This is a genomic window from Paenibacillus sp. XY044 (assembly GCF_002257645.1).
In the GTDB taxonomy this organism is placed as follows: Bacteria; Bacillota; Bacilli; order Paenibacillales; family Paenibacillaceae; genus Paenibacillus_AQ.
The window spans coordinates 533,167-552,271 of the sequence record NZ_NQMO01000001.1 but is presented as its reverse complement, the minus strand read 5'-3'; the positions used below and the strand labels follow the sequence as shown (position 1 = coordinate 552,271).

37 protein-coding genes and 2 tRNA genes are annotated in these 19,105 nt (G+C 35.1%); 1 reads left to right on the top strand and 38 read right to left on the bottom strand.

Going from position 1 to position 19,105, the window contains the following annotated elements; genetic code table 11:
• Positions 1–16: 16 nt before the first annotated feature.
• The 22 genes from CJP46_RS02785 to CJP46_RS02680 all read right to left on the bottom strand — a co-directional run bounded on the left by CJP46_RS02785 (position 17) and on the right by CJP46_RS02680 (position 10,131).
• Positions 17–484, bottom strand: a complete 468-nt coding sequence (locus tag CJP46_RS02785) for a hypothetical protein (RefSeq protein WP_094594070.1) — start codon at positions 482–484, stop codon at positions 17–19.
• A gap of 9 nt (positions 485–493) precedes the next feature.
• Positions 494–688: a hypothetical protein gene (locus CJP46_RS02780; protein ID WP_094594069.1), complete on the bottom strand. Its 195-nt coding sequence runs from the start codon at positions 686–688 to the stop codon at positions 494–496.
• Between the two features lie 19 nt (positions 689–707).
• Entirely contained in the window at positions 708–1,016 is a 309-nt protein-coding gene (locus CJP46_RS02775; RefSeq protein WP_094594068.1) for a hypothetical protein, read from the bottom strand.
• Positions 1,017–1,055: 39 nt separating this feature from the next.
• Positions 1,056–1,337 (bottom strand): hypothetical protein, encoded by a 282-nt coding sequence (locus CJP46_RS02770; protein ID WP_094594067.1) that lies wholly within the window; start codon positions 1,335–1,337, stop codon positions 1,056–1,058.
• Positions 1,338–1,619: 282 nt separating this feature from the next.
• Positions 1,620–1,805, bottom strand: coding sequence for a hypothetical protein (locus CJP46_RS02760; RefSeq protein WP_094594065.1), 186 nt, complete (start codon positions 1,803–1,805; stop codon positions 1,620–1,622).
• Complete coding sequence (locus CJP46_RS02755) at positions 1,799–2,200, bottom strand: hypothetical protein (RefSeq protein ID WP_094594064.1); 402 nt, start codon at positions 2,198–2,200, stop codon at positions 1,799–1,801. The genes CJP46_RS02760 and CJP46_RS02755 overlap by 7 nt, the downstream gene beginning before the upstream one ends.
• Positions 2,197–2,421 (bottom strand): hypothetical protein, encoded by a 225-nt coding sequence (locus tag CJP46_RS02750; protein ID WP_094594063.1) that lies wholly within the window; start codon positions 2,419–2,421, stop codon positions 2,197–2,199. The genes CJP46_RS02755 and CJP46_RS02750 overlap by 4 nt, the downstream gene beginning before the upstream one ends.
• A gap of 257 nt (positions 2,422–2,678) precedes the next feature.
• Positions 2,679–3,107 carry a hypothetical protein gene (locus tag CJP46_RS02745; RefSeq protein WP_094594062.1) on the bottom strand — a complete coding sequence of 143 codons (429 nt, stop codon included), beginning with the start codon at positions 3,105–3,107 and terminating at the stop codon, positions 2,679–2,681.
• 33 nt (positions 3,108–3,140) lie between these two features.
• Entirely contained in the window at positions 3,141–3,335 is a 195-nt protein-coding gene (locus tag CJP46_RS02740; protein ID WP_094594061.1) for a hypothetical protein, read from the bottom strand.
• Positions 3,336–3,371: 36 nt separating this feature from the next.
• Positions 3,372–3,590 carry a hypothetical protein gene (locus tag CJP46_RS02735; RefSeq protein WP_094594060.1) on the bottom strand — a complete coding sequence of 73 codons (219 nt, stop codon included), beginning with the start codon at positions 3,588–3,590 and terminating at the stop codon, positions 3,372–3,374.
• A gap of 256 nt (positions 3,591–3,846) precedes the next feature.
• Positions 3,847–4,353 carry a siphovirus Gp157 family protein gene (locus CJP46_RS02730; protein ID WP_094594059.1) on the bottom strand — a complete coding sequence of 169 codons (507 nt, stop codon included), beginning with the start codon at positions 4,351–4,353 and terminating at the stop codon, positions 3,847–3,849.
• Positions 4,354–4,398: 45 nt separating this feature from the next.
• Entirely contained in the window at positions 4,399–5,259 is an 861-nt protein-coding gene (locus CJP46_RS02725) for a hypothetical protein (protein WP_179281000.1), read from the bottom strand.
• A 261-nt stretch (positions 5,260–5,520) separates the two neighbouring features.
• Entirely contained in the window at positions 5,521–5,754 is a 234-nt protein-coding gene (locus tag CJP46_RS02720) for a hypothetical protein (RefSeq protein ID WP_094594057.1), read from the bottom strand.
• A gap of 11 nt (positions 5,755–5,765) precedes the next feature.
• Positions 5,766–6,428 (bottom strand): HNH endonuclease, encoded by a 663-nt coding sequence (locus tag CJP46_RS02715; RefSeq protein ID WP_143812910.1) that lies wholly within the window; start codon positions 6,426–6,428, stop codon positions 5,766–5,768.
• A gap of 25 nt (positions 6,429–6,453) precedes the next feature.
• Positions 6,454–6,714 carry a hypothetical protein gene (locus CJP46_RS02710; RefSeq protein WP_094594055.1) on the bottom strand — a complete coding sequence of 87 codons (261 nt, stop codon included), beginning with the start codon at positions 6,712–6,714 and terminating at the stop codon, positions 6,454–6,456.
• Positions 6,715–6,765: 51 nt separating this feature from the next.
• The gene (locus CJP46_RS36065) at positions 6,766–6,933 is read right to left on the bottom strand and encodes a hypothetical protein (RefSeq protein ID WP_179280999.1); all 168 of its coding nucleotides are present in this window, start codon (positions 6,931–6,933) and stop codon (positions 6,766–6,768) included.
• Positions 6,934–6,950: 17 nt separating this feature from the next.
• On the bottom strand, positions 6,951–7,160 hold the full coding sequence (locus tag CJP46_RS02705) for a hypothetical protein (RefSeq protein ID WP_094594054.1): 210 nt from the start codon (positions 7,158–7,160) through the stop codon (positions 6,951–6,953).
• 320 nt (positions 7,161–7,480) lie between these two features.
• Positions 7,481–8,056, bottom strand: a complete 576-nt coding sequence (locus CJP46_RS02700) for a hypothetical protein (RefSeq protein WP_094594053.1) — start codon at positions 8,054–8,056, stop codon at positions 7,481–7,483.
• 230 nt (positions 8,057–8,286) lie between these two features.
• A complete protein-coding gene (locus CJP46_RS02690) occupies positions 8,287–8,874 on the bottom strand; it encodes a hypothetical protein (protein ID WP_094594051.1) in 588 nt (195 codons plus the stop codon).
• Between the two features lie 20 nt (positions 8,875–8,894).
• On the bottom strand, positions 8,895–9,164 hold the full coding sequence (locus CJP46_RS02685; protein ID WP_094594050.1) for a hypothetical protein: 270 nt from the start codon (positions 9,162–9,164) through the stop codon (positions 8,895–8,897).
• Positions 9,165–9,525: 361 nt separating this feature from the next.
• Positions 9,526–9,672 carry a hypothetical protein gene (locus CJP46_RS36405; RefSeq protein WP_179280998.1) on the bottom strand — a complete coding sequence of 49 codons (147 nt, stop codon included), beginning with the start codon at positions 9,670–9,672 and terminating at the stop codon, positions 9,526–9,528.
• A 36-nt stretch (positions 9,673–9,708) separates the two neighbouring features.
• The gene (locus CJP46_RS02680; protein WP_094594049.1) at positions 9,709–10,131 is read right to left on the bottom strand and encodes an HNH endonuclease; all 423 of its coding nucleotides are present in this window, start codon (positions 10,129–10,131) and stop codon (positions 9,709–9,711) included.
• Between the two features lie 305 nt (positions 10,132–10,436).
• Between CJP46_RS02680 and CJP46_RS02675 the strand changes: the two genes are divergently transcribed.
• Positions 10,437–10,766 (top strand): hypothetical protein, encoded by a 330-nt coding sequence (locus tag CJP46_RS02675; RefSeq protein WP_094594048.1) that lies wholly within the window; start codon positions 10,437–10,439, stop codon positions 10,764–10,766.
• Positions 10,767–10,807: 41 nt separating this feature from the next.
• Here the strand turns inward: CJP46_RS02675 and CJP46_RS02670 are convergent, their stop codons facing one another.
• The 16 genes from CJP46_RS02670 to CJP46_RS02595 form a co-directional block, all read right to left on the bottom strand.
• Positions 10,808–11,074 (bottom strand): hypothetical protein, encoded by a 267-nt coding sequence (locus CJP46_RS02670; RefSeq protein ID WP_094594047.1) that lies wholly within the window; start codon positions 11,072–11,074, stop codon positions 10,808–10,810.
• Between the two features lie 4 nt (positions 11,075–11,078).
• Positions 11,079–11,267: a hypothetical protein gene (locus CJP46_RS02665; RefSeq protein WP_094594046.1), complete on the bottom strand. Its 189-nt coding sequence runs from the start codon at positions 11,265–11,267 to the stop codon at positions 11,079–11,081.
• 32 nt (positions 11,268–11,299) lie between these two features.
• Positions 11,300–11,551 (bottom strand): hypothetical protein, encoded by a 252-nt coding sequence (locus CJP46_RS02660; protein ID WP_256992156.1) that lies wholly within the window; start codon positions 11,549–11,551, stop codon positions 11,300–11,302.
• Positions 11,552–11,960: 409 nt separating this feature from the next.
• Positions 11,961–12,131: a hypothetical protein gene (locus CJP46_RS36400; RefSeq protein ID WP_179280997.1), complete on the bottom strand. Its 171-nt coding sequence runs from the start codon at positions 12,129–12,131 to the stop codon at positions 11,961–11,963.
• A gap of 148 nt (positions 12,132–12,279) precedes the next feature.
• Positions 12,280–12,816 carry a 5' nucleotidase, NT5C type gene (locus CJP46_RS02645; RefSeq protein WP_094594043.1) on the bottom strand — a complete coding sequence of 179 codons (537 nt, stop codon included), beginning with the start codon at positions 12,814–12,816 and terminating at the stop codon, positions 12,280–12,282.
• The gene (locus CJP46_RS02640) at positions 12,809–13,096 is read right to left on the bottom strand and encodes a nucleotide modification associated domain-containing protein (RefSeq protein WP_094594042.1); all 288 of its coding nucleotides are present in this window, start codon (positions 13,094–13,096) and stop codon (positions 12,809–12,811) included. Before CJP46_RS02640 ends, CJP46_RS02645 begins: the two co-directional genes overlap by 8 nt.
• Positions 13,093–13,629: a 3D domain-containing protein gene (locus tag CJP46_RS02635; protein WP_094594041.1), complete on the bottom strand. Its 537-nt coding sequence runs from the start codon at positions 13,627–13,629 to the stop codon at positions 13,093–13,095. The genes CJP46_RS02640 and CJP46_RS02635 overlap by 4 nt, the downstream gene beginning before the upstream one ends.
• Before the next feature lie 93 nt (positions 13,630–13,722).
• On the bottom strand, positions 13,723–14,859 hold the full coding sequence (locus CJP46_RS02630; protein WP_094594040.1) for an AAA family ATPase: 1,137 nt from the start codon (positions 14,857–14,859) through the stop codon (positions 13,723–13,725).
• An 84-nt stretch (positions 14,860–14,943) separates the two neighbouring features.
• Complete coding sequence (locus CJP46_RS02625) at positions 14,944–16,083, bottom strand: hypothetical protein (RefSeq protein ID WP_094594039.1); 1,140 nt, start codon at positions 16,081–16,083, stop codon at positions 14,944–14,946.
• Between the two features lie 164 nt (positions 16,084–16,247).
• Positions 16,248–16,321: transfer RNA gene (locus CJP46_RS02620), tRNA-Arg, on the bottom strand.
• 1 nt (position 16,322) lies between these two features.
• Positions 16,323–16,401, bottom strand: a tRNA-Ile gene (locus tag CJP46_RS36395).
• A gap of 171 nt (positions 16,402–16,572) precedes the next feature.
• Positions 16,573–16,953, bottom strand: a complete 381-nt coding sequence (locus CJP46_RS02615) for a hypothetical protein (protein ID WP_094594038.1) — start codon at positions 16,951–16,953, stop codon at positions 16,573–16,575.
• A gap of 323 nt (positions 16,954–17,276) precedes the next feature.
• Positions 17,277–17,657: a LytTR family transcriptional regulator DNA-binding domain-containing protein gene (locus CJP46_RS02610; protein ID WP_094594037.1), complete on the bottom strand. Its 381-nt coding sequence runs from the start codon at positions 17,655–17,657 to the stop codon at positions 17,277–17,279.
• An 85-nt stretch (positions 17,658–17,742) separates the two neighbouring features.
• Positions 17,743–17,868 carry a cyclic lactone autoinducer peptide gene (locus CJP46_RS02605; protein ID WP_094594036.1) on the bottom strand — a complete coding sequence of 42 codons (126 nt, stop codon included), beginning with the start codon at positions 17,866–17,868 and terminating at the stop codon, positions 17,743–17,745.
• Entirely contained in the window at positions 17,865–18,407 is a 543-nt protein-coding gene (locus CJP46_RS02600) for an accessory gene regulator ArgB-like protein (RefSeq protein WP_094594035.1), read from the bottom strand. Before CJP46_RS02600 ends, CJP46_RS02605 begins: the two co-directional genes overlap by 4 nt.
• Positions 18,400–19,050, bottom strand: a complete 651-nt coding sequence (locus tag CJP46_RS02595) for a hypothetical protein (RefSeq protein WP_094594034.1) — start codon at positions 19,048–19,050, stop codon at positions 18,400–18,402. The genes CJP46_RS02600 and CJP46_RS02595 overlap by 8 nt, the downstream gene beginning before the upstream one ends.
• Positions 19,051–19,105 lie beyond the last annotated feature (55 nt).

Below are 19,105 nucleotides of genomic sequence, written 5' to 3'. Positions count from 1 at the left end.
CCTTAAAATATGTATTTTAATATTCTAAAATCTTTCTATTCTCCCATTCGCTTTTCAAATCATCATAGAACTTAATTAAAGAATTTTCTTCAATGCAAAATTTATGTCCCAATTCAGTGCACGAATATATACCGTTCCATCTACCGCTATTCACCCAAACAATAAACTCAAAACTGACAGGATGATGGATTTTAAAGCCGTTATCATACCATGCTTCATGTCGTTTAATTTCAAATTTGAAATCTGGCTCTAAGAACTCACACTCTGTATATTCAAATCCTTCAAGCGATTTTTTTATGGTATCCATTAAGTATTCGATATTCCCATCAACCAACTCATGACTCCCATTTAAACCTGGAACTGTCTCGCGACCAAGAATAGTCAACTTTATAGTAAAATTCTCATACATAGGATTCTCATTAACTGTCCATGTAATGATATTATTGATATGTAATCTTAATCTTTCTGCGCTTAATCGAGCCAAAATATCCCCCTATTCTTCTTGTATAGTACTGTTTCTCAATTTTTTCAATTCACTCAATGCTCTACTGATCAACATGTCATCATCATCTGGTCTTGCAGGGATTCTAAGTACACCTTTCCCGTTAATAAATCTATTTAACGCTGCTTGTGCCTCAAATAAATCAACTGGTTCTTTGTAAAGTTCATTAAATTCTTCTTGTGTCACCTGCTATATTCCTCCTCTCTTACATCTTAGTTACCAAGACATCGACATTTTCATCTGAAACAACTTTGATGTTAATCCCAGTCTCTTTGACTCCAGGTAAATAATCATATAATTTTCCATTGTGTAGAACATTACCATATCCCTCATAGAAATCTTCTCCGTGAATCATTCGATACCAAGCTAAATTCTCTGCATGACCTTCCAATGTTTCAATATTTCCAATGTGCTCTTTGTACTCTTTCATAAACTCCCTATCAATTTGTTCGTCATCGATCTCAATAATATATTCATCTTCTCTGATTACTGTCGCTCTATATCTATGTATCATTTATTTAATCTCCTCCATTATTTTTATCAAACACGCATTTCATTCAATCTCAGAAATAACCAAGTTAGCTTTATTGCACGGAATACGCTTGATAATAGTCCAATAACTATATGTACCATACAGATACAATTCCTCACCTCTAACATATTCAGTACTTCCACCATCCAATGCGACCACAGCTTTATTACTTGCGTTGTACAATCCCCAAAAATCATAAACGCCATTACTACCACTGCAGTAAACAAAATCCCCTTGCTTAATGCGATTTTCAGGTATTTTGTTGTGGATGGGAAGTTGTCCAGTATACTCAATTTTGGCCATCGTAAACTACCCTCCATAATTCCATAAGTTCAATTTTCATTATCTTCTTCGTTTCCTCGTCGGCCTGGTTGAATAGTTTTTTTATTTCGTTTACTTTATGTATTGCATCCCATTTTTTAATGTCATCATCTATTGATTCCAATCTTTCATAAGCCTTTTCTAAATCCCCTATTGTAACTCCTCCGCGAGCAATAAACCCATTGAGAAGTGATTGATCTCCATTCAGTGATTTAAGTTTTAGCATTAAACCTAGTTTTTCAAGTTTATATGGATTTGTTTGATTCAGTGAAATTCCTCCTTAAAGAATCGTTTCAAAATTAACACTAATATAAATGCTACATTGGGTATTAACATACCCCACCAATAATTAAATGGCTCATCCAAATCAGGGTTTGCCCAACAGATTAACTTAATTATTAAAATAGCTGAAAATATTGTTAAATTAGCTTGTATCCACTCTTTTAACATATATCCTCCTTATAGATGTTATAATTATATTTAGCAATATTTTTCGCCATATTAGTAGCGCAGTCTTTACAGATTCCAGGTGTATTTGTATTACCCCATAGTTCCTCTTTACCGCAAAACTTGCACTCAAACTCTGTCATGGCGCATCCACCCACTCCACTTCTGGAATGCTGAATGGCATATGCAAGCTTTTTGATGTCAATGGGCGATTCATTTAATTTAATTACCTCATCAAGTTTAAGCATTACTCGTGCTTGAAGTTTGCGGTCAGAGTTTTTAAACTCTTCCCAAGAAATTACTCGACCAAATACCTCATTAAGCACAGTTTCGTATTCCGTCATATGTCCTTTTTTCTTTTGTTGAACGCTGCTTATGTAGAATGTGTCTAAACTCATTCCAATTCCTCCAATGCTTCCTCAATACCGTTTATCTCTCCCCAACCTTCCTTATAAAAATATGTTATTTGATTATCAGTACTTTCTACTTGAAGCTCATAAAAATCTTCTCCTTCTTCATTACAACCATTAGACCAATACACATCCACTTCAGAATCCGTTGTTTGTTGCCGAATGATTGATTTAACGCTATCAGGTAATTTTCCTACTTCAATAATCATTTTTCCTCTCCATTCCCCATGAAACGCGCCTTTCATCGTATTATTTTCTGCAAAATATCTTCGCTTCTCTCCCTTTAAGCCATTGTTTGTCGAGTGGTTGATAACCTTCAGGAGCAATCAAGACCTTTCGAGCGTTGCATGAAGAGCATTCATAATATCTATGCTTACCAGTATCAGACACTAGCTTCCATTTATGAAAAATCTATAACAACTCCTTTGAATTAAGTAGAACTTTCATCTAATTGAGTTATGGGTTTTCAGTCCCACCAGCTTTCAGATTTATTCCCGATGATTTCAAACGCTGCCTTCATATCTTTACTTTCTTGTTCTTCTGCTGCACTCATTTCTTTCATCCATGCTTTATAGTTTTTATTTTCTCTATCTACGTTGAACTCATTATTCTTCAGGCTGATAAATTCATCAGTATCATAATCAACTTTATTCGTATGAGCGGTATTAATTTTGTTAGCCAATAAAACCTTTGCTTCTCTGATTTCATCAGCAACCTCTTTAGCTGCTTTAATATGAGTGTTTTCGCTTCTGAAGAAGTCCTCCATGTGTTCCAATTTCTTATGTACGATTTTGTATAAGTTCTCTTGGTCCCAATCCCTATCGCGCCAGATTATTGGGAACCATCTTATAAGATTCGATACTCCTTCTCTTAAAGAGTGTAACTGTTTAAGCATATGCCATTCTCCTTCCAGTAAGATAAACCTGTCTTACAGAATTCTATAACTTGAGTTAAGATTGCTGTACGTGAGCCCAACTATTTCATTCTGATGCTTACCATCTGCTTCACAATATACTATTGCACCATCTTCTCTTTTTAGAATATGCCAATAGTCAAAGAAATCGAAACTTGCGAAAGCAATATCTCCAACATTCATTTCTTCAATAACCTGTAATAAATTCATTAATCTTATCCTCCATTTCTAAATAAAAGAACTCTTTTAACACGATTGGATATCGTCTTCCTGCACAAACACTACAATGGTACTGTATTCTGGTAAACTACGCTTATGAGTCACCGTATAATCGACATCTTTATAATTAATCGTCTCACCAATCATTGGAGTTGGCATGTGTCTTGGATATGTAAAAAGGATATCTGTTTTATTGTCAAACTGATCATTTTGAATCAAACGAATATATGTCTTGAACTGATTCAATTAAGGCAACCTCCTTCCCTATGTTTAAAATTAATACTATATGTATTACCGTTTCTATTAATCGATATGTCATTGATATCACACTTCATTAGGTTGCCTTTTACCATTGTAAGCATGGCATCCACTAACGCTTCCTTCTCTGCATCCGTGTAATCAACTTTCTCCAGTATTTAACCCTCCTTATTAAAAATGGTGGTATACAACCCCACTGAAGTCATTATACCACCAAAATAATTATATGTATATATTTATTTTATTAAGAAATAACTAAATGCTGTTTATCTTCTACGAGTCGAACTCCATCGATTTTTTCTCCATTTTTCACGGCAGCTAAAATACTCTTTGAGTCGATTTTAGGATCTTGAGGAATTTTATATGCATTAGGAATCAGTTTTGGGTCGATTACTTCTAGAGAAGGATTGCTCTTTTGAATTCTAATCTTAAATAATCCAGCATTTACTTTTTGTTTACCGCTAGATTCCAGCATTACTTTCATGTACCCTTTAATACCATCGTATCTGTTCTGCAGGGCTTTTCGTCTCTTAGATAACCGTTCTTCCTCTTCCTTTAGAGCTTTGATATCTGATTCAATATTCTTCATTAGTTTAGCAGTGTTCTCGCATTTGTTTTCAATTAGATCGTCAATGGCCTCCAGGTTATCAATTAGTGCCTGAATCTCGTCTTCGGTTACATCATTTTCGAGTTCATCATTGGCGAAATCATTGAATTTCTTATACATGCCTGTAAGTTCATACAGTTTCATTTAATTAATCTCTCCCATATATTTTAATAAAAGTTATGTTTCACCTTAATTCTGATTTTCTATATATCCGTGTTTTAATAGAACTTCCGTAAATTCATCACATTTGTCTTTATAAAAATACCCCACTGTAAACTTTTTGCTACTAGTCCCAAACTGAATAACCTCTCTATTACCGTTTGACCATTTCTTCTCTTTTACAAAGAAAGAACTTATTGAATTCGAACTTTGATTAAACCAAAACTTCTCTTCTTCCTGTTTACCTTTATTATATTCATCAACCAACTTCTTCATTTCCACCACTTCTTCAAGCGACTCAGGATTATGAATATATCCGAATTTGCTAGTTGTTTTATGACTCTTACCGAATGGTAAAGACTTGGCTCCACACTTAGGACAGCCCGAAGGATAATATCCGTTCCCCATCAATGTCATCTCTTTACTCATTTGAGATTCAAGCATTTCCTCGCCACAATCATAGCAAATACGAATATCGTCTCTGAGATATCTTCCTGGCTTATAGTCATTCTTCATGACTTGGATTTTAAGATCGTGCTCAATTATGTAATCGATAAGACGTTCTTTAACTTTATGCTTACTGCAGCATTCAGAACACATATCTCCATAGCCTTTTAAGGTTACAAAGCCTTCGTTGAACTTGATTCCTGAGTAATAAATCGGCTTATCAAAGTTCTTGTTGCCTTTGCTGTGATACCTGCTGCTGCGTGGGTATCTGTAATAGTCGCGCTTTTTATCGCAAAATTCGCATGAAGTTATTTGTTTATTTGTCCAAGTTAATTTTCCATTATTCTCAGACTGCTTAAGAATCTCATTCATAACCGGCAACTCAAAGCCATACGATGACTCCTTTTTTGCTTCATCAATGACTTTCTGGATTGTCTCGGGCACATTCCCATCCAACTTTAACAGATCGTTGAGCGGCAGTTCGACCTTAAATAATTTCTCGATACTCCTCAAATCCTTTCCGATAAAATTTACATTTTAACTTCTTTTTTTAAAATTTCTTCTGAATCCAATAAGTTATTTTTAGTATGTACATGAACGTTAATAGAACTCCTACAATTGCTGCTACGAATGGATACATAACAATACCAAAAGGCGTAATGCCCTTAAACTTCATGTAATCTTCTAGCCAGTTCTGCCCCATACTTATTTCCTCTGCTCTTTAACGAATTTATGTATTTGAATCAACTCTCTAAAATTTCTCTTCATCATCATTTCATCAACTTCATCCATAATTTGATACATGGATTCTTGGTGATCTTTCCTCATGGATGAAGGGCAATCTAATCGGTCTGGTGTAGCTGCATTATATAGTTCTTCGCTCTCCGGACAACACTGGTCAAATGCGTTCCATAAACAGTGCGTATTGTTACAATTCACTCATCATCCTCCTAATCTTTGTCCTCTATGTATTTTTTATAATCCTTTGCAAGCCATCCTTCAATTTTTCTCAATCTATCAACACTAAAGTAAGGTCTTTTTTTATACCAATCAAGCATATTACTTTGTTTTTTACTCGAATTGCAGCTCTGACAGGCTGGGATACAATTACTTAGATCATTCGCACCCCTATCGTCAACATGTTCTTTGTGAAGATCTTGTGGAATATTCTTATCTAATCTCCTTTTAAAGTGCGCTTTGTGTAACAAACCGCAATATGCACAACACCATTCTTTCTTTTCATTTGCAAAATAATTCTTACATTCAATCCACTGCAAATCGCTAATATTATGTTTTCTATGTTTATTCCAATACATCTTCACTTTATCAGGATTTTTTCTCATGTATTCTCTATGCTTTCCGTTATTGATTCTTTTTTTGTTATACTGATAGTGAAGTTTCTTCCGATGTTCTTTGTTGTCATAACGCATTCTACTTTTCTTGTGTCTTTCTGGATTATTCTTTTGCCAGGTATCTGCTCTTTTGGAAGTACACTTTTTACACTCAGGGTAATAATATAGATACTCACCTCGTTTTTTACTGTAGGCTATTCGTGAATAGAACTCACTCAATTCTTTTTCTAAACCACAGGTTGAACATTGTTTCAATAACACATCATCCTCCTTCCTCAGACTTGGGTTAACCACCGTAATAATTGTCGCCAATCAACTTGATTAATGAATTGTCGTCTAAATCAATTCCACAAGTAGCAGCTTCTAATTGAATTTGGGTGTGTAGTTCAGACAACCGAATTGCTTTGCTAACATCTCCGCAATATAAGCCATACTTATTAACAAGTTTCAAATGTTCTGTATTAGTGAATCTATAGTTGTTTGGCTCATCATTGAAGATCAACCGAAAATCAATTTTTGCTTTTTCTTGCTCATAAGTAGCGTACATATGTTCATCCTTTCTTGATCAAATTTCTATTTCATTAATACATTCTTATTTTTACTTAAAATTAAAGTACAGTGATACAGCTAAAACCAAAGCTACAACATCATCAATAAATCTCGGGGTAATTTGGCCATAAATCAATTTCTCGGCAGCCATCCAAATAAGACTAATAACTAAGTAAAGAACAACAACACCAATTACATCTAGTAAAAAATGAATCACTCCCTCTCTCCCTCCCATTAATACCAATCTGGTTCATCACGTTCACAAGTCTCTATGGTTAAGTACATTTTTACAAGCTTGAGTTCATGTATCATCCCACTAAATTCTCTTGCTAATCGTTCATCCATTTTCCGTCCATCACAGGCCTTAATCAATCCTTCAAGGCGGCTTATAATGCCCTCTAAGCATTCAAGAGAATCAAATGGCATTGTCTTCAGTCGTTCCACCTAACAACCTCCTCTTCAAAATTATTAATTTATTTTCTTAGTCTCTATCTTCATCACAAGGATAAAACCTCTTCCCTACCCAGGATGCGTTATGTCGTATAGCATCTGCGGCTCTACGTGACATAATCACAATCTCACCATGGCCAGAACAGTTCATGCAATAGCAGTTGACTCCAAAATCCTCTACGTCCCTAACTGACCATCCATTTGGAGTGCTTGATCCATTTTCATTAGTAGCGAAACAAGCAGAACAAAAGGTAACTCTCTCATCTTGTAAATTTGCCATTGATACCCCTTTCTTTATAAAATCACGATATTATTTACTCCCTATGCCAGCCAACACCATACTTTGCATAGCCAATATTCATTAGCTTGTGATACTTGTCTCTCCATTCATTACGCTCGTTTTCTGCTTTAGTAATACGTCTATTCATTCGATTTAACTTTTCTGGATCATTGCTTTTATAAAGTTTGTCTGCATCTCTCGATAAGGAGCGAATAAGTGAGTCTTTAAGTATCTTTTCGTCAATGCTTAATTCTTGTCGTTTTGCTTTCTTTATAGAATATTTCCCGTCTGTAATTACGCCTACATGAGAGGGTATGTCATCTTTTACTTGTTCATATAATTCCTTCGGCATCACGAAGTAATTAAAGTGTCCAATGAATGTTTTTTTAGCGGAGCTGTAGAAATCCGACTTGGACACCTTAATTTCGTAGCAGCGCCAAGTCCCCTTGGTGTCATAAGTAATGTAGTCAACTCGTTCTGATCCAAACCAACCTATTGTCACTTCAAAACAGCCAAATGTCCCTTGTTTATTTGTATATTCATATAAATTCTTCTCAATCTTTTGGGTGAGCTCTGTTTTTGCTATTGGAGACCGCCTCCCACATTCCATTCTGTCTCAACTATACTCATCAGTACATGAACTTGCCGAACAAAAGCCTTCACATTCTCGTTCTCGATACTCATGATTAGATTAATTAGGTACTCTTTGTCTTTATCCTCAAGTTTTGACCATCCATCCTTCATTTGTTTTAGTGCAATTTCATTAACTTTGCTTTGAATGTTCACTCGACAATCCTTTCAAATCAAATTCTCATTTCATGCAAACTTATGTATATGTATTTACAATAAAGCTTCTTTCTTCTTGTTTAATGTATCAATCTGATCTTGAATATATTTAATTTGTGCTTCCTTCTCTCTCTTATCGCTTTCCTCTTGGTTATCAGTCCATTGCTCTTGTAGCTTCCATAAATCTCTTTCTATGCCATTAAAACTTCCATGGGTTAATACTTGATGCTTTGTAACGCTTAATTTTGGCGCGACCCAATCACATCCGTTTCCGCAGCATCGATGAACATAGTTAAATCCTTCATCTGTGTCTTGGCACGTGCAATATCCCCAATAACGCTCTTCAATACCAAAATCAACGGTATAAAAGTGATTTAATTGTCTTTCCCAATCTGCGTACGAATCGTCGATTTTACTTTTGTCATACAGGTTAATGATTATTTTACCTGGAGAGTAATAACTGTCGACATCACCGGTTCTATCAAACTCAAACGAGAAATCATATGTATTACAATCACTAAGTAATTCATGCAGATTTTCTTTCTGTTGCTCAAGCGTATGATAATATCCCACACGATCAATTTCCTCAAACGAATCATTGTTAATCATATATTCTTTCAAACGTGCAAAAAACAAATCCATTGAATCACTCCTATGTATTTTTACTTACTTTGTCTTGCCTTTGCCAATCGTTCAGCGGCCGCTCTGCGTTGCTCCTCTGTCCACTCGCGTTTCTTGCCTTTAGATTTAAATGAAATCTGTTTACGTTCAACTTTATAATAGCTCGATCCGTCACTATCTGTCTTATAGGGCTCAAATCCGGCTTTTCTCATACGTGTCTGCTCTTTACTGGAACTACAGAAAATATGGTACATATCAGTTTCTTCATCGTATGTAAGGACTGCTTCGCGTTCAGCTGCTGTCAGACTCATTTTTCATCATCCTTTACTTTATATTTATTTTCATAATACTCTATACCTGGAACTTCTCTTTCCGTTGGCTTACCACATCTCAAGCATCTGCTGATTGATCCAGATTCAAATACCTCTTCGCTGCACTTGGAGCATTTAACATTCATCTATATTTATCACTTCCTTATAGTAGTTGCATTCTGTATGCTCTAATCAGACATTACAAGAATCCATCGCATACTTTTTTAGATTATCAATTTCACATTTGCCATCAAACTCATCATCTGACTCCCTGTTGAACCATTTAAAATGAGTACAATAATCACAAATAGCAATACAGTAATCATCACACTTTTTCAAATTATACCTCCTTATAAAAGTTTCATTTCATCACTTTATCCAGTCCAATCCTGTAACGATTGCCTACATGACCACAAATCTTACATGTCATTTCATGAGTAAACCAACCATCCTCTTTGATTTCAATCATTTCATACTCATGCTTGTGATTACTTTTCTTAGTCGTCATAGCCTTCCGACACCCCCTTTTCATGAAATGCTGATTTCAACAAGAACTTACTTTCCTTAACCATTTATAAATTTTATTAAGTCTTTCATATGTATAATTTTCATTTGATACGTTATACCAATCTTCTAGTTCGAAAACCCATTTTTGACTATTGCAGTTTAAGCACGAAGGAATACAATTAGTTATGTCATTCGCCCCACTATGATCAACGTGTTCCTTGTGAAGATCAATCTTCTTGTTGATACCTCTTATTTTTCTATAGTGGTCATCAATATGTAGTCCGCAATAGGCACATGAATTATTAAAGTATTCCTTGCACTTCTTCCATTCTTCATCAGTAATGTTATGAGTACGGTGCATTAACTTTGCATCATGATACTTTTGAATCTTATCTTTGTTGCTGTTTAACCAAGAACGATAGCCTCCGCTTTCTCTGTATTTTTGATTGTTCTTTCTCATATCTAGTTTTCTGTCCAATTTTGTATTGTGCTTATTTCCACTTTTACGGACTCTGTCTCTATTATTAATTGACCATTTCCTACTTCGTTTCTTAGTGCATTCTTTGCATTCTGGATAAATATAAATAAACTCTCCACGTTTTTTAGTAGACTGTGTTCTTGAATAAAATTCACTTTCTTCCTTTGACCGGTTACAAGTTGAACAGATTTTCGATGGGAACCCTCCTTTCTTGATGAATTATCAGTTTCATAAACAGTAAACCAAATCCGATAATAGTTATATAAAATAATAAAGGGGCTTAATGTATGAATAAATCAGTGTTTAAGGTTAATAGATCCTCTCTGCCTGAAGAATTGGCAAAACTGGATTGGCAAAGAGTTGGTCTGCATCCTAGTAATGAAATTCCTGAAGTTGCCTGTGTATTCGTTATCACTAAAACCGAAGAAGGGGTTTTAGTGCCATTACAAGCTGCTCAGACTGGTAATCTCAAAAGGTATATTGATGCAGACATCCTTAAGGTTCGAGCTCATAACAACGGCTTAGATATTCAATATATTTTAGAAGAAGACGAAAACAAACGACGGGAATTAAAGAATATTATTGATTCATTCTTTGGCCTTGATCTAGTTTACTGAGATGTGGAGAGTTTATTATACTCTCCTTTCCTATCAAATCTTTATTTTATTAGAAATCCTTTATCCTCATATCTCCACAATTCTCCGTCTTTACTTGGTATAATATTTCCTTCAATATTAATTTTCCAGTCTTTAGAAGCAAAGAAGTCAAATTGCTGTGGAGTCTCTTTGTTAGAATATATAGAAATATTTTCGATTTTATCTACTTTAATATCAATTACTCTTCCTGTTGCTTGATCAACTCCATTTTTTACTTCAAGTGAATATGTATTATCATCATTTTTCTTAATCGTTAATTCATCAAACAAAGTCTCAACCCTCCCATGGAGCTAAGTTGCTGCTCTCGGCTTGTTGGATTTCTTTAACATAGCCCCCCAATTCTTTATATCTTTTCTCTAACTTAATCATCAAGTCCGATTCTTCATCGGTTAGACCATATGATATCTTTTCACGTTCCAACTGGAAAAGAAGTAACTTCAGTTCATTTACATTTAAATCCAAAATAACATCTCCTCATAAAATCCTAGTTTTATTTAATCTCCAAAAACGCCCGTTCCAATCTCCGAATAGGTTGCTCTCATTCTAATTCCATGAATTAATGCATTATCAAATTCTTCTAATGTTTCAATTCGTTTTTTATGCTGAATAATGTATGAAGGTGGACTTGGGTATTCATCTGTCGGATATACATAAATTTGATGAGATCCTTTCCAAGCAACATATTCGCATCCATTTGCACCAAACCAAAAAGCTTGAATTTTTTCTGAACATTCGCCCAATGCCACTATTAACAATCCTCCTAATTTTAAAATACATGTTTTATTTACTCTTTATTAGTTCTGTCGATTCCTCAATTTGCTTCGTTGTTAATGATATATAGGGATATTTGAAATCCTCTTGAAAAACACAAATCCATTGATTCTTTTCTGTACTAAAATGATTTACTTTTATATTGGGTAAATTACTGTCGACAAATTTACGCATTTGATTTTCGCTTACCATTTGATCAATCATCTCTCCTTATCAATAGTCACTGTTTTTTGATTTTCCAATAATTCTACAAGATCGACATCACACAACGAAGCCAGTTCATAGAGCTTAAATCCATAATCAGTTATCAATTTATATTTTATAAAATATCTATCTGTTTCACTAAGAAAGAATAATTCAGGGAAAATATCACCACCTCCCAACTTAACTCTTTAATCTATCTATAAACTCCTGAACCTTTAAACCATATTCCTTTCTAGATTCAAGCGCTGCCTGTATCATATGGTTAGGGTCTCGATTGTTTTTAAGAACATCGTTAACCAGATCTTCTACCAGCGTTTCAGATATGTATTTAATTGTTTTCAAACGCTTCATTAAAACTTCTCCATTGCATCTTCAACGATTTCTTTGATATCCTCCAACTTGTCTCTGAGTTCCTGCAGCTCACTATAACTGCATTCTCCATCTTCCAGGTATCTGTAAAGTTCTGCGAAGCGCTCAAAGTTAATCGGTAACAAGTTTTTCACTTCCAATCCAGCAGAATTTCTCTTACTTCATTCCAAGTTTTCACCCGATAATATTTATCCTCATTCTGATTATGAGGCGCATCAAACAATATTTTGCTGCCACTGAAATGTTCAAGGTTAGACGGCTTATCATCGATTAAATAATCTGCATTAATGATCGATTTATCTCTGGTGAACACAAATTTACCAGAATCCAAAAACGGGAAGTGACTTTTAAGCCATTCGTATTTAGGAAGAACATTTCTCATGTTAAAAGGAGCAGTCACAATGTAGATGTCATATATTAGATTCATCTCCTTTAGAACTTCTTGGCTACCTTCCATGACAGGAAGGTTTAAGAAGAAATCTGGTTCATCCATATATGTATATATCTTTTCTCCACATTCTGGCTTGCATAAATGATGCCAATTCCAAGCATTTACCTGCTCAGGTTTTAAGTTGTCATTATAGTCCTTGTTATATCTGTCTACCCAGTAGGAAAGTAGATCGGCAATGACATTATCCTGGTCTACCGCTAAACGCTTTTTAGTCATTCAATCCCTCTTTCTTTTTTTGTAACTCCACCAAAGCGAGTGTCCCATATCCAACTAAATCTTTAAGTGTATCCTCAAGTGATTCATCAACCTGAGGGTCATGACCTTTAATCAGGTTCTCAAGACGTCTCATTTTATCATCCATTCGAATTATTGCGCTGAGAATTCCATACTTCTCAAACTGGAGGCTAAATGAATTACCATAATCATTGTTTTTTCTAATCAGTAAATCCTCTACATCCGCACACACTTCTTTAATTAAATCCGTTTGAGATTTCATTTTTTCACACCCATTTTAATTATTTTAACTTTCAGTTTCTGTTTCCCAAATTGAAGCGCCCTTTTATGACTTTCAAAATAGAGATCGAGCCGTCTGCCTTTAATTGCCCAACCTGTATCGGTTACTACGCGCTCCCCAACATTCTCTATGTAAATAACCGTACCCAATGGCAAAACTCTTGGATCTGCGCTTACTGTGCGCCCCTCAACGGTCTTTTCGCCGCTCTTCGTAATGCCGTAATCCTTATCACCTGGACGCTTTTGCGTGGACTCGTATCCGTTATCATAGGCGGTAACAGTGTATGTTTTCCATTCTGTTGCAACCTTGCTAGAGTTACTAACTTTTGTTTTACTTGTTGTCGCTCTTTCCTTTTGCTCCTGTTTAACAATCGCTTTCTCTGACTTATCCAACATTTCAACTTGAACACTTTGCTTATGTATAGTGTTTGCTGCCTCCTGTGCCTTCATAACGCCCTCTAATTCAGACTTATTTGCTGATAGCGTTAGCAGCAAGAAGAGAATAAAACTTCCCATAATCACGCTCCTGGTTGGTTAGATATTTATGTTAAAGCCCCACTCTTGCAAGTGAGGCTATTTAAAAAAAGTGTCTTTCATCAGAACTATGTATTAAGCTGTTGATTTAATAAATTCCAAAGCTTCTTTGAGTTTTTCGGTATCTTCAGATTTGCGATAGTTTGGAGAACCGAAAATTTCTGTGAACTTTGGTACTACTCGTTCCTTCAGATCGTTAGAAGCAAAGCGTTTAGTTTCTGTATCAATTTGTGCAATCAAATCTTCAACAGTTTGCTGCTCTTCCACTTGTTCTGCAAATTCTTTTGCTTTTTCTTCTCGTTCTTGAGTTTGAGATACTTTAAGTTCCTCAACTGTTTTATCTGTATTCTTCAATTGGCCTTTAACTGCATTTTCGAATACCTTGATAAAATTTTCCGCACTATATTCAACTTTGTCGGGGAGATCTGTGAATCGACCACCACCAATGGAAATATAGTTAGAGGGACGGAAGTACATCATCACTTCACTCTTATGGAATTTAGAAGCAATTTCTTTACCGCTCTTTGATTTTTTGTTTTCTTCGAGTTCATTGCCTTCTTTATCTGTTACCGTTACCTCATTAAAGAGCGTACAAATTAGATGTGCTTGTGATTCGAAAATGTCTCGTCCAGACTTACTAATGGAAAGTTCAATTGATTGAAATTTTACATCATCGATTGTTACGGTCTCGCGTTCCTTCACCCAACAGAGCCAAAAGAAACCGTAGCCGCTTCTTTTAAGAGTATCAATTTGATTCCACACTTCTTGTTTTGTAAGTGTGTGTCCATTCAGTTCTTTAACACTTTCTGTAATGTCTTGAAGCGATGCGAACTTCTTGCCATATTTTTTTGAATAGGTTTCGATAATATATTCCTCTGCCATCGACCACATTCGATCAACCGTATCAATACCGATCACTTTTGAAACTCTGCCATTTGCAGCTTCTTCCACTAGGTTTTTAACTACTACATCTTTAAAGAACTTCCAATCTTTATTGTACATATCAATTACGGATTCAAGCTCCCAGCTAGAAAACCCATCTTCAAAAGCCAGAAGGATGCCTGCATCTGGATCATTGGGATAAAACTTCTCCATCACTTCTTTCCACAATCTTGTTTTCCCTGCCTTGAATCCTCCGGCAATCAGTACATTGTAAGCCTGCAAGTCAACCTTTGGAACGTTCTTGATTACTGTTGTTTTTCTCCAACTCATTTAAATAAATCTCTCCCTTAAATTATATTTATATTAAGGTCTGTACTCTGTTTAAGCACAGACCGTTATAGTACCTAAACCTTATCAAGCAAATGGGTCAGATTCATCTACAGCAAATGGATCGTTATCTGTATTACTGAATGGATCATCATTTGAAGCAAAAGGATTTTCCGTTGTTACTGCTGCTGTTTTTCTAAACTCTTCTTCTGTAAGCAGCTCGCGCATCAAGCTTCCCTGTACATAACTAATTACTTCAAGCCCCTTCTTATCGCCGTTTGTTACACGCTCTTTACGTGTTACCTTTTCTGTTTCATCCACATCGGCAAATGGGTCATCGGATGCCAATTCCTCGACTACATCTACATAGCTGAATGTTGCTCTATTATTGTCTTGTCCCGTTACTTCAATAAAATCATATGTATTAAGTGAAGCAAACGCATCAGCCATGGACTTCTTGCCTTCTGGAACTTCTTTTTGATAGACAATTAACTCAACGTCTTTTGGCTCAGAGCGTTCCTTACCGTAATCCAGGAAAGTGCCGTTCACTTTTGTATCTCCGCTTTCTTCCTGATATGTACTACGGATACCGATCTGCATTGTAAAGTAGTTTACCTCACGGAAGTTTGGATCGTTGAAGTCTGTAATGTAGTCAAATTCTTCTCCAGCATGTTTTACAGTTTGAGTGGTTCCATCCTCATTAACAATTACGCCATTTAGAATTGGTCTTACTGAGCTAATAATGCGTTTAACAAACACCTTTTCTTCGTTGCTGTCATCAGGAGTAAACGTATCAAACTGATACTGACCACGAACTTCTACCCAATCATCTTCCTTGATTACTTTACCAAGCCGCTCTGCCTTGTCCCAATCGACTTCGATTGCATGATATGTATCGTCTGGAAACTTTGTTTTGTCGTTACGATCGTTCCAGGCAACCTTCTGAGATTTCTTATGTTTGCTGCTATATGGATAAGCGAATTGCTGCTCCATTCCCGCCAGCTCAACCCGTAGCCGGTTGCTCAGAGCTGTCTCAACTTCAAATTGAAGTACACGGCGCGGCTTACCTGTTCTAGTTGTGCTTTGTTTGTAGATCGGTTGTTTTTCCCAACTATCTGTTTCAGGATCTTTCTTGCTAACCTGGCTTACTTTACCGATGAATCGAAAATTGCTTTTAAACTCTTTACCACCATGTGTTTTGTTAGTTTTGATTTTGTAATCTGCCATTAATTAATATCTCCCTTATATATGTATTTTAGTTTTATATTAATTCTGAGACTGAACTTTATACAAGGGAGGACTTCTCATCTGGTTCTGGATTCACATCACCACCTTTACAGAATCAAGCTTCTGAAACTATATGTTATCGTGCTGAGCACGTTATTTTAATACGCTCCCTGAGAGACTTGAACTCACGACCTACGGTTTAGGAAACCGTTGCTCTGTCCTTCTGAGCTAAAGGAGCATGGTACGAGGTGGGGGAATCGAACCCAACCCTATAACGCTGTATAAGAACGCCTCTATCAACCAGATAGATTACCTCGCTAATTCTCAAGAATACTTGCTAATGCTCTCATTTACTCGCTTATATTCTTGATGAAATTATTCTTTTATCAACCACTTCTTTACTATACCAACCAGATATTACATTGTCAATTATTATTTTTATTTTTACTTTTAAGGTTAAAAGGGAGCCGAACTTTCGCTCGGCATGTATTAGGCGTATAAAGCTAATTCGTTGAATCTTACGAATCGTCCTCGCTGTCTATGTATATTAAATATATGCACGGGATCATTGCTTTTAAGGTTCGCCAACTTAAACTCGTTCAAAGGCTCTTGACATAACCGCTCCATTGCGGAGATCTTGCTTCGTTGAAAGTCTTCTGAAAAATCAAGCTGATCATCATAGCCAAGCTTAAGGATTTTTTCTTTCCTAAGCTTTATTAGATACCGATTAATGTATTGACAATCTTTGCCCTGGCACTCTTCAATCAATTGCTCTTGTTCCTGAGCTGTCACGCAGAGAAAAGCGATTGTTTTCATCAGATTAATTGCTTCATCATCAATACACAACGCCCTTTTTACTCTCTCTAGCATCCTGCATTCTCCTTTGGCAGCGGTGTTCCTGGCGATAAGCCTCACCTCAATAAATTGTCTAGGGGATAGGGTCCTAACTTTATTATAGAATATTACTAGAAATAGGCAATAAAATTAAGTACCCTATGAATTTTTCTTGACATCGCTTGTTAGTTGGTAATCTTATCAAATTTTTGTCGTCTTCTGTCGAATTTATAATTTATGCGAACTTATGTTTGTACCTAATTATACTATTGCCAAAAGGCAAAATCAATCTAAATTTTTCCGATTAGATTAATTTTTATATTATTATGTTTATTTATAATAAGTACGGATTTTTATGATTAATCCGCAATACAATTAATTTTTATGAAACGATCCTTAACTTCGTTCCATCTTGTTTTAGACACTGTAAAAGAATCTTTTTTATTATTGTAAAATAATAATTTGTTCTTTTCATCAATTGACTCAATCTTATTTAAATTAACCATTACACCTCTGTCTGCTCTAATAAAATTATATTCCTTAAGATCCTCAAATAATTTCATTGTCATTTCAATACCGTGTGCGCCTATGTATTCGCTATCCATAGTCTTAAATATAACAATTGATTTTCCATACTTCACCATCTCTGAGTGTATTCCTACAACATCATCTATATCTAGCCATTCAGCATCTTCGTTTACTTTTTTTCCTTCTCTCCCCACTACAATAATTTTATACACTATTAATCCCCCCCCTTATATATATAATACCTTGCTTGCGTCTAATTTTACATATATAGACGCAAGCATTATTATAATGTTTTGTTTATTTCAATTCGTTAGGTACTTCTTCAGTGCCAAGAATTGTCCAGCTCGCTGTACTTGCTACTGTTGTTGCAATAGCTGTAAAAATTGTTCCAAGAACTAGTGCTACCTTATTTAGCTTCGTCATTCACTTTTCACCTCCTTCATAGAGTTTAAATTTCTAATTAGCGTTATTGATTGAATTAAAAAAGCTACAGAGAGAATATTGCTTTGTATAAAAATGTTACTCGTTACGATAATCAATGACATCAGTTTAAGATAACGGTAATTTTCTTCCTTAATTCTTGTTTGTTTTTTAATATTTGATGGTGCATATATTCCAACCAATATAATACTAATCAGGTCCAAAACAATCATGTAACTATTTATTTGTTGTCCCACTATCGCAATGAGATAAATTACTGTTACTGATGTCAAAATACATAACTCAGCTGATTTAACATGATACCCACCAGAAAACATTCGGAGTATACAAAACCCAAGCAAACCTATAACCACTTCTTTAGTCATTTGAAATAGAATTGAACTTAAGATGATGATTATGATTGGTAAAACATTAGAGATTAAAAACTTAATGGAATACCGGACGATGGATAGGGCTGGTAGTTCTTCTGGGTATTTATTTTTTAAATAACTACTTAGTTTATCACTAAAAAGGTCAATCAATTTCTCCCCTCATTTCTTTCTTTATTTCCATGAATAAAAGATTAACAAAGCAGATGATCCAAAAAATTAGTCCAAGATAAATATTGTTTATTGATGAAGCCCGACTGATTACCAATGCTGCTATTATAGTTGCTATAAAAATCAAGACATTTATACGGCTTGGCTTAAACTTAAATGAATACGAATAAGGTAAGTTAGTCATCCAGATTTTCTTTTTACGTAACACTAGGCTTAACAATACAGTTCCAATATCACCAATCACTTGAAGTGGATATTTTATGTAATCATGCTCTTTAATTTCATTAAGGCTTATATTTAATACCAAGCAAGTAATGGATAGAACTAATCCTAAAATAACTGTTTGGGCCAGGAATCCGCAACCGGCTACTCTAAACGCTGAGAAAAATGAAATTCTAAAGAAAAAAATTAGAGCAGCTATAAAAATTATTAAGTTAATAAACGGTGATAAGTTTGACAATAAGTTGTTTTCCGAATAGAAGAATGTACCAATCGATATTACTAAATTTGTTATTATTATCTCTTTCCAATAATCCATCATCTTCAATCGAAAAAAACCAAATGAAAATGTAAAAATCGCTATTCCATCTAACATTGAAAATAATATGTATACCAATGCATTCACCCTTGATCATCCTTTCAAAGTAAATATATTAATAATTTATATACTGATAATACCA

Excerpts from the sequence above, each read along its gene's own strand:
- CJP46_RS02775 (WP_094594068.1), bottom strand. The coding sequence starts at position 1,016 with ATGATACATAGATATAGAGCGACAGTAATCAGAGAAGATGAATATATT.
- CJP46_RS02770 (WP_094594067.1), bottom strand. The coding sequence starts at position 1,337 with ATGGCCAAAATTGAGTATACTGGACAACTTCCCATCCACAACAAAATA.
- CJP46_RS02760 (WP_094594065.1), bottom strand. The coding sequence starts at position 1,805 with ATGTTAAAAGAGTGGATACAAGCTAATTTAACAATATTTTCAGCTATT.
- CJP46_RS02755 (WP_094594064.1), bottom strand. The coding sequence starts at position 2,200 with ATGAGTTTAGACACATTCTACATAAGCAGCGTTCAACAAAAGAAAAAA.
- CJP46_RS02750 (WP_094594063.1), bottom strand. The coding sequence starts at position 2,421 with ATGATTATTGAAGTAGGAAAATTACCTGATAGCGTTAAATCAATCATT.
- CJP46_RS02745 (WP_094594062.1), bottom strand. The coding sequence starts at position 3,107 with ATGCTTAAACAGTTACACTCTTTAAGAGAAGGAGTATCGAATCTTATA.
- CJP46_RS02740 (WP_094594061.1), bottom strand. The coding sequence starts at position 3,335 with ATGAATTTATTACAGGTTATTGAAGAAATGAATGTTGGAGATATTGCT.
- CJP46_RS02730 (WP_094594059.1), bottom strand. The coding sequence starts at position 4,353 with ATGAAACTGTATGAACTTACAGGCATGTATAAGAAATTCAATGATTTC.
- CJP46_RS02710 (WP_094594055.1), bottom strand. The coding sequence starts at position 6,714 with ATGTACGCTACTTATGAGCAAGAAAAAGCAAAAATTGATTTTCGGTTG.
- CJP46_RS02700 (WP_094594053.1), bottom strand. The coding sequence starts at position 8,056 with ATGGAATGTGGGAGGCGGTCTCCAATAGCAAAAACAGAGCTCACCCAA.
- CJP46_RS02690 (WP_094594051.1), bottom strand. The coding sequence starts at position 8,874 with ATGGATTTGTTTTTTGCACGTTTGAAAGAATATATGATTAACAATGAT.
- CJP46_RS02685 (WP_094594050.1), bottom strand. The coding sequence starts at position 9,164 with ATGAGTCTGACAGCAGCTGAACGCGAAGCAGTCCTTACATACGATGAA.
- CJP46_RS36405 (WP_179280998.1), bottom strand. The coding sequence starts at position 9,672 with ATGACGACTAAGAAAAGTAATCACAAGCATGAGTATGAAATGATTGAA.
- CJP46_RS02680 (WP_094594049.1), bottom strand. The coding sequence starts at position 10,131 with ATGAGAAAGAACAATCAAAAATACAGAGAAAGCGGAGGCTATCGTTCT.
- CJP46_RS02675 (WP_094594048.1), top strand. The coding sequence starts at position 10,437 with ATGAATAAATCAGTGTTTAAGGTTAATAGATCCTCTCTGCCTGAAGAA.
- CJP46_RS36400 (WP_179280997.1), bottom strand. The coding sequence starts at position 12,131 with ATGAAGCGTTTGAAAACAATTAAATACATATCTGAAACGCTGGTAGAA.
- CJP46_RS02645 (WP_094594043.1), bottom strand. The coding sequence starts at position 12,816 with ATGACTAAAAAGCGTTTAGCGGTAGACCAGGATAATGTCATTGCCGAT.
- CJP46_RS02640 (WP_094594042.1), bottom strand. The coding sequence starts at position 13,096 with ATGAAATCTCAAACGGATTTAATTAAAGAAGTGTGTGCGGATGTAGAG.
- CJP46_RS02635 (WP_094594041.1), bottom strand. The coding sequence starts at position 13,629 with ATGGGAAGTTTTATTCTCTTCTTGCTGCTAACGCTATCAGCAAATAAG.
- CJP46_RS02630 (WP_094594040.1), bottom strand. The coding sequence starts at position 14,859 with ATGAGTTGGAGAAAAACAACAGTAATCAAGAACGTTCCAAAGGTTGAC.
- CJP46_RS02625 (WP_094594039.1), bottom strand. The coding sequence starts at position 16,083 with ATGGCAGATTACAAAATCAAAACTAACAAAACACATGGTGGTAAAGAG.
- CJP46_RS02615 (WP_094594038.1), bottom strand. The coding sequence starts at position 16,953 with ATGCTAGAGAGAGTAAAAAGGGCGTTGTGTATTGATGATGAAGCAATT.
- CJP46_RS02605 (WP_094594036.1), bottom strand. The coding sequence starts at position 17,868 with ATGACGAAGCTAAATAAGGTAGCACTAGTTCTTGGAACAATTTTTACA.